Origin of the sequence: Saccharicrinis fermentans DSM 9555 = JCM 21142 (assembly GCF_000517085.1) — a bacterium.
In the GTDB taxonomy this organism is placed as follows: domain Bacteria; phylum Bacteroidota; class Bacteroidia; order Bacteroidales; family Marinilabiliaceae; genus Saccharicrinis; species Saccharicrinis fermentans.
Genome location: NZ_KI912107.1, coordinates 823,561 through 835,467 on the forward strand (window position 1 = coordinate 823,561; position 11,907 = coordinate 835,467).

9 protein-coding genes are annotated in these 11,907 nt (G+C 38.0%); 6 read left to right on the forward strand and 3 right to left on the reverse strand.

Annotation, left to right across the window (positions count from 1 at the left end):
• Window positions 1–62: 62 nt before the first annotated feature.
• From proS to tilS, 5 genes are all read left to right on the forward strand, one after another.
• Window positions 63–1,538 carry a proline--tRNA ligase gene (proS, locus tag CYTFE_RS0103525; protein WP_027470686.1) on the forward strand — a complete coding sequence of 492 codons (1,476 nt, stop codon included), beginning with the start codon at window positions 63–65 and terminating at the stop codon, window positions 1,536–1,538.
• Between the two features lie 462 nt (window positions 1,539–2,000).
• On the forward strand, window positions 2,001–3,224 hold the full coding sequence (pepT, locus tag CYTFE_RS0103530; RefSeq protein WP_027470687.1) for a peptidase T: 1,224 nt from the start codon (window positions 2,001–2,003) through the stop codon (window positions 3,222–3,224).
• Window positions 3,225–3,419: 195 nt separating this feature from the next.
• Window positions 3,420–4,055 carry a peroxiredoxin gene (locus tag CYTFE_RS0103535; RefSeq protein WP_027470688.1) on the forward strand — a complete coding sequence of 212 codons (636 nt, stop codon included), beginning with the start codon at window positions 3,420–3,422 and terminating at the stop codon, window positions 4,053–4,055.
• Window positions 4,056–4,154: 99 nt separating this feature from the next.
• Window positions 4,155–5,474 carry an anthranilate synthase component I family protein gene (locus tag CYTFE_RS0103540; protein ID WP_027470689.1) on the forward strand — a complete coding sequence of 440 codons (1,320 nt, stop codon included), beginning with the start codon at window positions 4,155–4,157 and terminating at the stop codon, window positions 5,472–5,474.
• Window positions 5,467–6,798, forward strand: a complete 1,332-nt coding sequence (tilS, locus tag CYTFE_RS0103545; protein WP_027470690.1) for a tRNA lysidine(34) synthetase TilS — start codon at window positions 5,467–5,469, stop codon at window positions 6,796–6,798. The genes CYTFE_RS0103540 and tilS overlap by 8 nt, the downstream gene beginning before the upstream one ends.
• Here tilS and mnmA read toward each other — a convergent pair.
• Entirely contained in the window at window positions 6,773–7,870 is a 1,098-nt protein-coding gene (mnmA, locus tag CYTFE_RS0103550; RefSeq protein ID WP_044212262.1) for a tRNA 2-thiouridine(34) synthase MnmA, read from the reverse strand. The genes tilS and mnmA overlap by 26 nt on opposite strands.
• A 398-nt stretch (window positions 7,871–8,268) precedes the next feature.
• Here mnmA and CYTFE_RS0103555 point away from each other — a divergent pair, with 398 nt between their 5' ends.
• The gene (locus CYTFE_RS0103555) at window positions 8,269–9,057 is read left to right on the forward strand and encodes a Rossmann-like and DUF2520 domain-containing protein (RefSeq protein ID WP_027470692.1); all 789 of its coding nucleotides are present in this window, start codon (window positions 8,269–8,271) and stop codon (window positions 9,055–9,057) included.
• Between the two features lie 66 nt (window positions 9,058–9,123).
• Here CYTFE_RS0103555 and CYTFE_RS0103560 read toward each other — a convergent pair whose 3' ends face one another.
• Together CYTFE_RS0103560 and CYTFE_RS0103565 are read right to left on the reverse strand one after the other, a co-directional pair.
• Window positions 9,124–11,274: a S46 family peptidase gene (locus CYTFE_RS0103560; RefSeq protein WP_027470693.1), complete on the reverse strand. Its 2,151-nt coding sequence runs from the start codon at window positions 11,272–11,274 to the stop codon at window positions 9,124–9,126.
• 42 nt (window positions 11,275–11,316) lie between these two features.
• Window positions 11,317–11,901 carry a Maf family nucleotide pyrophosphatase gene (locus tag CYTFE_RS0103565; protein ID WP_027470694.1) on the reverse strand — a complete coding sequence of 195 codons (585 nt, stop codon included), beginning with the start codon at window positions 11,899–11,901 and terminating at the stop codon, window positions 11,317–11,319.
• Window positions 11,902–11,907: the final 6 nt, after the last annotated feature.

Here is an 11,907-nt window from a genome sequence, read left to right on the forward strand (position 1 = left end):
TGAAGGATTGAAGCGAATGGAGCGTAAAAAAGACTGACTAAGAATATAAATGATTCAAACATATGGCAAAAGGATTAACAAAAAGGAGTGTTGATTACTCACAATGGTATAACGAGTTAGTAATGAAGGCCGATCTGGCTGAAAACTCGGCAGTGCGCGGATGCATGGTTATTAAACCTTATGGCTACGCTATTTGGGAGAAGATGCAACAGCAGCTGGATAAAATGTTTAAGGATACAGGACATGAAAATGCCTATTTCCCATTGTTTATTCCTAAATCATTTTTTAGTAAGGAAGCGGATCATGTGGAAGGTTTTGCAAAGGAATGTGCAGTGGTTACGCATTATCGTTTAAAAAATGACCCTGATGGTAATGGGGTAGTTGTTGATCCGGATGCTAAACTTGAAGAGGAGTTGATCGTCAGACCAACGTCGGAAACTATTATTTGGAATACTTATAAAAATTGGATACAATCTTATCGCGATCTGCCTATTAAATGTAATCAATGGGCAAATGTGGTACGTTGGGAAATGAGAACACGTTTATTTTTGCGTACAGCTGAGTTTCTGTGGCAGGAAGGGCATACGGCTCATGCAACCAAGCAAGAGGCACTGGAGGAAACAGAGACCATGATTCAAGTATATGCCGATTTTGCACAACAATATATGGGGGTACCCGTTATTCAGGGTGTTAAAACGGCTAATGAACGATTTGCTGGGGCGCTGGAAACCTATACGATAGAAGCATTGATGCAGGATGGTAAAGCTTTACAGTCTGGTACTTCGCACTTTCTGGGTCAGAATTTTGCCAAGGCTTTTGATGTGAAATTTGCGAACAAAGAAGGAAAAGAGGATTATGTGTGGGCTTCTTCTTGGGGTGTTTCAACTCGCCTGATGGGGGCTTTGATTATGGCTCACTCTGATGATTATGGTTTGGTATTACCTCCTAAATTAGCACCTATACAAGTTGCCATTGTTCCTATTTATAAGAGCAAAGAAGATCTGGATAAGATTTCGGTTGTAGTCGATGAAATAGTGCTCAAGTTAAAACAGCGTGGTGTTTCTGTGAAGTTTGATGATAGTGATAACCGTAAACCAGGATGGAAGTTTGCACAGTATGAGTTGAAAGGGGTGCCTCTCCGCTTAGCTATAGGACCTCGCGATATTGAGAACAATACTGTTGAAGTGGCGCGCCGTGACACTTTAACCAAAGAAGTGGTTGCTATTGACGGTATTGATGACTATGTGACAGAGTTATTAGATGTGATTCAGGATAATATTTATAAGAAGGCACTGGATTTTAGAGCAGAGAAAACCACAGAAGTGAATAGCTACGATGAATTTAAGGAAATACTTGAGAAAAAAGGTGGTTTTATTCTCGCTCATTGGGACGGTACGGCTGAAACAGAACAAAAAATAAAAGAAGAAACCAAGGCAACCATTCGTTGTATTCCTTTGGAAGGTGATAAAACACCGGGTAAATGTATGGTGACAGGCAAACCGTCTTTACAACGTGTTGTGTTTGCAAAGGCCTATTAATCGTATTGCTGATGTGATGGTCTGCGAAGTAATAATTTTTTGTGAATAGTTCAATGTGGCTTCAGTTGGTTCTATTTTGAAACAGTTGTTTTCTTGCAGCCATCACATAGGAGTTTGATTTAGTTTCGGCGTGGTTCATATAACCATTGAAAGAAAATGTTGTGGCTGACATGTGAACTATTTATATATGGGTAGAAGTGTAAGGGGGAGATTGATATTTTATCCGACCATTTCACTCAGAGTAATGATATTTATCAGGGGAGACTATATATTAGCTTCCCCTTTTTGTATTTATTGGATTAAGGCTTATTTTTATAAGCTGAGGTGGCATTCTTTTTGTTAGGAGTGCCCCATCAATAGATGACAAATATCTGAAACGAGCCATGGGAATGGATTCTCACACAGAGGAATGATTAATTTAGGCGAGTTCCATATGGCCTTTGAAAATTTAATTATAAACATATGAAAAATATAAAAGATAGGTTTTTAAAATATGTAGGTATAGATACGCAATCGGATACGGATACAGGCTTAACGCCTTCTACACCAGGTCAAATGAGGTTTTCGGAGCAGCTGGTAGAGGAGTTAAAAGAAATAGGCTTGCATGAGGTTGAACTGGATGATAATGGTTATGTAATGGCTACCATACCTTCAAATATTAAAAAAGAAGTACCTGTAATGGGTTTCATAGCGCACGTTGATACCAGTCCTGATTTTACAGGAAAGCATGTTAATCCGCAAATATTAGAAGGTTATGATGGTCAGGATATTGTCTTAAATAAAGAAGAGAATATCATTATGGAAACAGCTGATTTCCCTGAACTGAAAAATTATGTGGGACAGACTTTAATTACTACGGATGGTACCACTTTGCTGGGGGCAGATGATAAAGCCGGGGTGGCTGAAATTGTTACTGCAGCAGAATATTTGATGAAGCATCCTGAAATTAAACATGGAAAAATAAGGATTGGTTTTACACCAGACGAAGAGATAGGGGCAGGTGCCGATTATTTTGATGTGAAAAAATTCGGGGCAGAATATGCTTATACAATGGATGGGGGTGAAATAGGTGAGCTTGAGTATGAGAATTTTAATGCAGCATTGGCAAAGATTACCGTGCTTGGCCGGAATGTACACCCAGGTTATGCAAAAAATAAAATGCGTAATTCTATACGTATTGCTAACCAGATTATTTCCCTGTTACCAAGAGTGGAAACTCCGGAGCATACCTCTGGTTATGAAGGATTTTTTCACTTAATGTCTTTTAAAGGGGAAGTTGAAAAGAGTGAGCTTACCTATATTATTAGAGATTTTAAGCGTGGTAGATTTGAAGATCGTAAAAAGGAAATGGCGCACCTGGTTAGTAAAATTAATAGTGAATACGGAAAGGGTACAGCTTCAGTGGAAATAAAAGACCAATATTACAATATGTGTGAGAAGGTGAAACCAGTGATGCACATTGTAGAACAGGCTAAAAAAGCCATGGAAGAAGTTGGTGTTAAGCCTAATATAAAACCTATTCGAGGAGGTACCGACGGTGCTCGTTTATCTTTTATGGGTTTACCAACACCCAATATTTTTGCCGGAGGTCATAATTTTCATGGCCGCTTCGAATTTGTTCCATTACAGAGTATGGAAAAGGCCGTGGAGGTAATTTTGAAAATAGTTGAACTTTCAATTAGATAATCCATTGGTAAAAATAACGCATGTATAAAATAAATGTAGGTTAAATAGATTTTGAAGTGGGTATCTATTCTTTGGGAATAATTTTATGAACCTGTTAATCGATTTTTTGCGCTTTGTGAAGAACAAAATTTATTATCTTTTGTTTCACGTGTAATTGTATCATATTTCAGAATCAAATAAACAAATAAAAAAATTATGGCAGTTTTAGTAGGAAAAAAAGCACCCGCTTTTAAAGCAGAAGCAGTTATTAATGGCAGTGAAATGGTTGAGAATTATTCTCTTGATCAATTTGTAGGTAAAAAGAACGTGGTGTTGTTCTTTTATCCCGCTGATTTTACATTTGTTTGTCCAACCGAGATTATTGCTTTTCAGGACAAGATTGAAGAGTTTGAAAAAAGAAATGTTCAGGTAATTGGGGTTTCTGTAGACTCGGCTTTTTCGCATTGGAAATGGTTGCAAACAGATAAAAAAGAAGGTGGAATCAAGGGTGTTAAATTCCCATTGGTTGCTGATAATGCAATGACCATTTCTGAAAATTATGACGTATTGGCCGGAGAGTATGATTATAACGAAGAAGGACAAATGGTTTTTGAAGGTACTCCAATGGCATATAGGGGATTGTTTTTGATTGATAAGGAGGGTGTTGTGCGTCATCAAGTTGTGAATGATATGCCACTTGGACGTAGTGTTGATGAAACCCTAAGAATGATTGATGCTTTGCAGTTCTTCGAAGAAAATGGAGAGGTTTGTCCTGCTAATTGGCATGCAGGAGACGAAGGATTGGTAGCTTCGCAAGAGGGTATCTCAGAGTATCTAGGTAAGCGAGGATAGTTTTTCTGAAAATAAAATGAAAGCATCTGCATGTATTTGTAGATGCTTTTTTTTTGCTTTCCGGTGTTTTGTTATTCCATTTTGAACTAAATTTGCGCCATGCGAAAGTATATTTCTTTTGATGTTGATAATCCCAAGGATTTTAAACATCAAGTGGTTCAATATTGCAGAAGATTTAAATATGGTGCTGTCTATGATAGTTGTGACCACTATCTACCAAAGAGATCTGGAGTTCATTATCATTCAATAGATTTTCTGGCGGGACTGGATCATATAAATGTAGTAAGAGGTGGTTTTGATGTTGTTCAAAAACTAAATGAAGATATCCGGGATTGGCTTTGTGGTTATTGGAGTTATGATTTAAAAAACGACTTGGAGAATTTGTGTTCTGTAAATAGGGATGGATTAAATTTTGACAAAGCGTGTTTTTACCAACCGCGTTTCATTATTTTGCAGCGGGAGAATCGTTGGGTTATTGGTTATTTAGAGGGAGTAAACACGAAAGAGGATGTTCGGGAAATGATGTCGACTATTTATTGTCAAAACAAAGGTTTTCAAGAAAAGACTGCACTCCGTTTTAAAGCAAGGGTTGATAAGGACAAATATTGTAGATCTGTGGAAGCTATTTTAGATCATATTCATAGGGGTGATGTTTATGAACTCAATTACTGCATAGAGTTTTATGCTGAAAAGGTGGTCTTGGATCCTTTTACAACCTATAATAGTTTGGTAGAAATATCTCCTACTCCTTTTTCTGGTTTTTTTAAGGCGGAGGATCATTATATTCTTTGTGCTTCACCAGAACGGTTTGTCAAGAAAGAAGGTGGTAAAATTATCAGTCAACCCATTAAAGGAACTGCCCAAAGGGGTAAAGATAAGCGTGAAGATACCAGTCTGAAAAGGGCATTGTTTATGAATGCCAAAGAACGTTCCGAGAACATAATGATTGTTGACTTGGTACGGAATGATTTGTCGCATATTGCGGAGCAGGGCTCTGTGGGAGTGGAAGAACTTTGTGGTGTATATGCTTTTCCACAGGTGTTTCAAATGATATCTACCGTTACAGCAACGCTTCATCAAAATAAAGGAGGAATTGATGCAATACGCTCCTTGTTCCCTGCCGGTTCCATGACTGGTGCTCCTAAAGTGAGAGCGATGGAGCTGATTGAGAAATATGAGGAGAGTAAAAGAGGGGTGTATGCTGGTGCAATAGGTTATTTTAGTCCGGATGGAGATTTTGATTTTAATGTGGTCATTCGTACTTTGTTATATAATGCGGCTCACCAATATGTATCTTTTATGGTGGGAAGTGCTATCACCCAAAAGAGTGTACCCCAAAAAGAGTATGAGGAGTGCTTGTTAAAAGCAAAAGCTATTTTTCAATTATTTAACCAGGATAAACAAGGAGCTTATGAATGAGCGATTTTTACAGTATTTACATGATTATTGTGTTTATATCTCTGGACAAAAGATCTTGGTGGCTTTAAGTGGAGGTGCCGATTCTGTTGCATTATTGCACCTTTTACATACAGCAAAAGTAGCTATTTGTGCAGCGCATTGTAATTTTAATTTGCGTGGAGATGAATCTGATGGAGATGAGCAATACGTGGTGGATTTGTGTGCCTCTCTTGGTGTGACCCTCTATCAAAGATCATTTGATACGACTGAGTTTGCTACTGAAAAAGGAATCTCCATTGAAATGGCAGCTAGGGATCTTCGTTATGCATGGTTTCATGACTTGTTGAAGACCGAGCGTCTTGATTGGATCGCTACAGGGCACCATAAGGATGATAGTATTGAAACCTTTTTTTTAAACTTAGCTAGGGGAACGGGTATTAAGGGACTGGTGGGCATGAAGCCGCTTCGAGGTCGGCTTATTCGTCCCTTGTTAGCGTTTTCTCGTGGTGAAATAGAGGATTATTGTGCTGTTCATAAATTGAATTACCGTACAGATTCTTCTAATCTGGAGTCTGTTTATTTACGTAATAAAGTGAGACATCAGATACTTCCCTTGTTTCGGGAGCTAAATCCATCTTTTATGGATACCATGCAAAGCAATATGAAGCATATGGAGCAGGTCAGTCGTTTTTTTCAGGATTCAGTGAAAGAACTGACAAAGGAAGTGGTGGTTGAACAGGATGGTCAGCTACTCATATCTTTACAGCATGTTGATCGTTTTGTCGATAAACACTTGGTGTTATTTGAAATATTACAACCCTATGGTTTTAATGGTTCTGTTATTCAGGAGCTGGTAGAATGCATTGAAAACCAAGTCTCGGGCAAGCAGTTTTATGCCCCTTCATATAGGCTCATAAAGGATCGTTTTAATATTATTCTTTTGCCCCATGCCGAAAAACAACAGGACGATATTTTTTATATTGAGGTAGATCAATATGAATTGAAGCAGCCTGTCAAATTGAATATTGCTTCGGGTATTGATGCGCAGGGCTATCGTATTGATACGCGTGCGGAAGTGGCTCAATTGGATGAAGATTTACTGAATTATCCACTGACTTTGCGAAAATGGCGACATGGTGATCAGTTTCGACCATTGGGGATGAAAAACTTTAAAAAGTTGAGTGATTTCTTTATTGATGAGAAATTTTCCTTGAAAGACAAGGAGGATACCTGGCTTTTGTTTTCGGGTGATGATATCATATGGGTGGTTGGACATCGATGTGATGATAGGTATAAAATTACCCATAGAACCCAGCATATCACAAAGATTCATTACCAGCGTTGAATTCCATATTGTCTACAATGCCGCCGCCAACCACTATGTTATCTTGGTAAAAAACAATAGACTGACCAGGAGTCAAAGCCCATACAGGGTTGCTAAAGTGTATATGTAGCTCCTTATCTATCAGTTCAATAGTGCCTGGAGTAGGAGGGACGGCATCCAAGCCTCGGATTCTCAAATCCACCTGTTGTGGGCCTTGAAGAAAGCTTGGATTACTCGTCAGATATGTGTGTATCATTAAATGTTTGGTGAATAAGGTGTTTTTAGGAGCGGTGATTAACCTATTGTTTGCGGCATCTATTTTTGCCACATATTCTCCATGGTCGGCCTGCAGATTGATGCCCCTTTTTTGACCTATGGTATAGTACGGGAAACCATCGTGAGTCCCTATTTTATTGCCTGTGCTATTCCAAACTTCGCCATTTTTTAATTTGTTTTTTAATTCAGGTCTCATGTCATTGATGTATGATCTGTAATCCTGTCCCTGCAGAAAACAGACGCCCATACTTTCTCTCTTTTTGACGATAGATTGAAATCCGAGTTTGGCGGCCTTGTCTTTTACTTCACTTTTTAAAAATGATCCCAGAGGGAAAATGCATCTGGATAAGATGCTTTGGGGGAGATTCCATAAAAAGTAAGATTGGTCTTTAGAAGGATCTTTACCTTTCTGAATATGATAAAACCCTTCTTTTTCAGTAATGTTCACATAATGTCCGGTAGATATTTTTGTACACTGAAGACGTTGTGACTCTTCCAGTAGTAATTTCCACTTAATGGTTTCATTGCATCTTATACAAGGATTGGGGGTTCGACCTTTTAGGTATTCATCCACGAAATAATCGATCACTTCCTTTTTAAATTGATTGTACACATCTAAAACATGGTGTTCTATATTGAGTTGGGCTGCTAATGTCTGCGCTTCGGCAATGAATTGAGGTGTATGGTCTGTTAAAGAATTTGATATGGTGTTAAATGTGATTCCAATAACTTCATAACCCATATTTTGCAAATACCAGGCCGACATTGAACTATCGATGCCTCCACTCATTCCCAGCAATACTTTTTCTTTTTTCATGATCAATTTATCTGTCTACGGCACCATAGGATGCAATCAGTCTATTATTTTTTACCCAAACTCTATTTATGATTAAAATAGATGATTGTATGAATTGTACTTATAAAATATATGCTATCATTGTATGACTGCAAAAATATAAATATATACTAAAGTGTACTATTTAACCTGAGCGATTCATAAATTATCTATTTTGACCATTGAAGGATAAATCAGGTTAATACAGCAGTTGTGAAAGATATTTTGATGGTTATGCATAAAAAATATCTCTTATTTTAATATTTTTATGAGTTTATAATTTTTCTTTCAATGACCATGTTAAAATGGCTACAAAGACATTTCTCTACGAGAGATATATTTTATCATGGCTTTTTATTTTAACATAAAAGTAGTTTAATATGCTTCGAAATATAGTATTAATTGGTTCCGGTAAGTTAGCTACCCAGCTGGGTAGTAGTCTGGTGAAAAAGGGATTTAACATTCGTCAGGTTTTTAGCCGTACGCATTGTAATGCAGAGGAACTGGCAGAGCGTTTAAATGCATATGCAACCGATCGTTTGTCGGAGATTCAGTTGGATGCCGATTTGTATATTATAGCGCTTACTGATGCGGCTATAGAAACTACGATTGAGCAGATGCCCAAAGTAAATGGTATTGTGGTACACACTGCGGGCTCGCTGGCTATGGATATGCTGGGTTCTTTTGAAAATTATGGAATTTTTTATCCCTTTCAAACCTTTAGTAAGGAGCGAGAGGTTGATTTTAGTGAGATTCCTATTCTTATTGAGGCCAATGGGGAACTGGTATGCAAAAAACTGGAAAGTTTTGCGAAAGCCATTTCCCAGACGGTGATGGTTTGTGATTCCAATCAGCGTCAACAAATTCATCTGGCAGCCGTATTTGCCTGTAATTTTTCAAATCATATGTATGTGATTGCGGAGAGTATACTTAAAAAGTACGATATTAGCTTTGATGTCTTGAAACCTTTGATCAAGGAAACGGCTCTTAAAACCGAATTTCTTTCGCCTGTTAAAGCCCAAACAGGGCCGGCTATAAGGGGGGATAAGAATGTGATAGATAAGCATTTGTCGATGCTTGGGGGTGATGAGGAGTTGGCAGAGTTATATAGCAAGCTGACCCAGCGTATAGAGGTATTGGGAGCCCGGGGAAAGCTATTGGATGAATAATATGCAAAAGAAAGGAGCCGGCTTACATATGAAACCGACTCCTTTCTTTTTACCTTCCTTCAATATCTATTTAACCAAGGTCATTTCGTCTATAAGGTAGCTTGCACCTGCGAATTTATCTATCAGAAAGAGTACATACCTGATGTCCAGTGTAATGTTTCTGCATTGTTCCGGATTAAACATTAAGTCGCTCATAACCCCTTCCCAGGCACGGTCGAAGTTTATGCCAATTAGTTCTCCGTTAGCATTTACCACCGGACTCCCAGAGTTACCACCTGTTGTATGATTTGTAGCAACAAAACAAACAGGGACTGTTCCCTGAGATTCATACTGGCCAAAGTCTTTTTTTTCATAAAGATCTTTTAATTTTTGGGGGACGCGGTAATCGTAAATATTGGGGTTGTCTTTTTCAATAATACCATTCAATGTAGTATGGTTTTTAAAAATAACACCATCCTTGGGAGCATAGCCTTTAACCTTTCCATAGGATACTCTTAGGGTAAAGTTGGCATCAGGGTAGAAAGTTGTATCTGGTTGAAACTTCATCTGTGCGGCCATGTACTTGCGATTGAGCTCTTCTATTTTTGCAGACAAGGCATTGTAGTTATCTAAAATTTTTAGTTTGTAAGCATCATAAAAGCTGTGATAAAGTATATAAGCCGGATCTTTTTCTAGTTTTTTGATGTCTTTGGCTGAGAAGTTCTTTGCAAATGAAAGGCTCGCTTGGGGGTCTGCAAATATTGTTTTAGCAAATAAATGATCTACAAACTTAGAGATATTACCCTTGTACTTTTTGTTGATTCGTGTGTATATTTCCGGGTGAAACTGTGGATCTATTCTTTCCTTGAACATGGATAGAATGGTTACTGTCATCTCTTTATCTATAGGTTGATGGTAATCTTTATAAAATGAAGTCAGCTTTTTTTCTAGATCTGTTTTGATTCGTTTTATTTGTTCCAAGTCTAGCGTGTCTTTTTTGTATGCATTTTTCAGTTGATAAAAATTACGTGATGTTTGAACTGCTTCCATCCCGTTTCTGAAAATGGCTTCTGTGATATAGCTATAAGCCAGGCGATAATCTCCATATGTTTGGTAGCTTGCTCGATACTCATTCAGCAGGTTTGCATATTGCTTGCTGTTCTCATTGGCCCAGCGTTGAAAATGCGTTTCAAAATTTTCTTTTTTATCAATGGCATTCAGTTTATCCAGTCCTTTTATTTCTCCAATCCATCTTTTCCATGAGTTAGAAATGCTTGCGGCTTTGGAGGCGTATTGAATTCTGACAGCCGGATCTTTTATCTGATATTTTTTTATAATGTCTAGTTTCTTAGTGCGGATGTCAATCAGTTCAGGATTAACTTTTTCGGTAATCATCTTCAGATGATACGAAGGAGCATATTCTTCGGTGGTGCCAGGATAACCAAATACCATGGTGAAATCACCTTCTTTAACTCCTTTTAATGAGATAGGAAAGTGTTTCAACGGTTTGTAAGGTACATTGTCTTTAGAATAAGCAGCGGGGTTATTGTCTTTATCTGCATATATCCTGAACAAAGAAAAATCACCTGTATGACGCGGCCACATCCAGTTGTCTGTATCTCCACCAAATTTGCCAATAGCCGAAGGAGGTGCACCTACCAAACGAATATCGTTGTATACTTCATTGACCGATAAAAAATATTGATTGCCATGAAAGAAGGGCTTTATATTGGCTTTGTAATGGGTTCCTTCGGTGGCTTTTTTAATGAGGGCGTCTATGTTTTTTTGAATGGTATCTGTTCTGCCTTCCATATCGTCGGTAACACCTCTTAATACCTGCCCTGTAACATCTTCTATTCTCTTTAAGAAAGTAACGGATAGGTTGTCGTTGGTTAGTTCTTGCGAACGGTCTTTGGCCCAGAATCCCTCAGTAAGGTAATCGTTTTCAATGCTGCTGTGTTTTTGAATGGCATCGAAACCACAATGGTGATTGGTGATGATGAGTCCTTGGTCAGAGATGAGTTCGCCTGTGCAACCGCGTCCGAATATAATCACTGCATCTTTCATGCAGGCCTGATTGACACTATAGATATCTTCAGCAGTGAGTTTAAATCCCATTTGCTGCATTTCTTCCATATTGTATTTTTCAAGTAAAATAGGAATCCACATTCCTTCCTTGGCTTGTACCGAAAGGCTAAATATAACCGATGCGATCAGTAAAGTAATAATTTTCCTCATGTGTTTTATTAATATTATGAATGTGAGAATATATGCTGTCGACTAAAAATGGTATAATTCTGTGTACAATCGTTGAACAGGTAGTCCCATCACATTAAAATATGAACCTTCTATCTTTTCAATGCCAATCATTCCGATCCATTCTTGAATGCCATAGCCTCCTGCTTTGTCAAATGGTTTATATTGATCTATATATGATACTATTTCGTCTTGTTGGAGTGCCTTAAAATATACCTTTGTAGCTACCGTAAATGATTTTGTTTTGTGAGCGCTGGTAAGTGTTACTCCTGTGATTACTTCATGAACCTGGTCAGAGAGTTTTTGGAGCATGGCTATTGCGAGGTCTCTGTCAGTGGGTTTGCCAAGAATTTCTTGTCCTAAACAGACGATGGTGTCTGATGTTATCACCAACTTGTTGGTATTTTGAATCTCTTGCTTAAATGGATCGGCTTTTAGTTGGGAAAGGTAAAGAGCTACTTCATGATTGTCTAAACCTGGTGGATAAATTTCTGCTATGTTTTTGTTTTCAATGGAGAAATCTATTCCTAACTCCTTTAAAAGCTGCGAGCGGCGGGGAGATTTGGAAGCCAGGATTATTTGGTATTTCTTAAGATGATTCTGAAGCATACTAGA

Coding starts and splice junctions, on each gene's coding strand:
- proS (WP_027470686.1), top strand. CDS start 63: ATGGCAAAAGGATTAACAAAAAGGAGTGTTGATTACTCACAATGGTAT.
- pepT (WP_027470687.1), top strand. CDS start 2,001: ATGAAAAATATAAAAGATAGGTTTTTAAAATATGTAGGTATAGATACG.
- CYTFE_RS0103535 (WP_027470688.1), top strand. CDS start 3,420: ATGGCAGTTTTAGTAGGAAAAAAAGCACCCGCTTTTAAAGCAGAAGCA.
- CYTFE_RS0103540 (WP_027470689.1), top strand. CDS start 4,155: ATGCGAAAGTATATTTCTTTTGATGTTGATAATCCCAAGGATTTTAAA.
- tilS (WP_027470690.1), top strand. CDS start 5,467: ATGAATGAGCGATTTTTACAGTATTTACATGATTATTGTGTTTATATC.
- mnmA (WP_044212262.1), bottom strand. CDS start 7,870: ATGAAAAAAGAAAAAGTATTGCTGGGAATGAGTGGAGGCATCGATAGT.
- CYTFE_RS0103555 (WP_027470692.1), top strand. CDS start 8,269: ATGCTTCGAAATATAGTATTAATTGGTTCCGGTAAGTTAGCTACCCAG.
- CYTFE_RS0103560 (WP_027470693.1), bottom strand. CDS start 11,274: ATGAGGAAAATTATTACTTTACTGATCGCATCGGTTATATTTAGCCTT.
- CYTFE_RS0103565 (WP_027470694.1), bottom strand. CDS start 11,901: ATGCTTCAGAATCATCTTAAGAAATACCAAATAATCCTGGCTTCCAAA.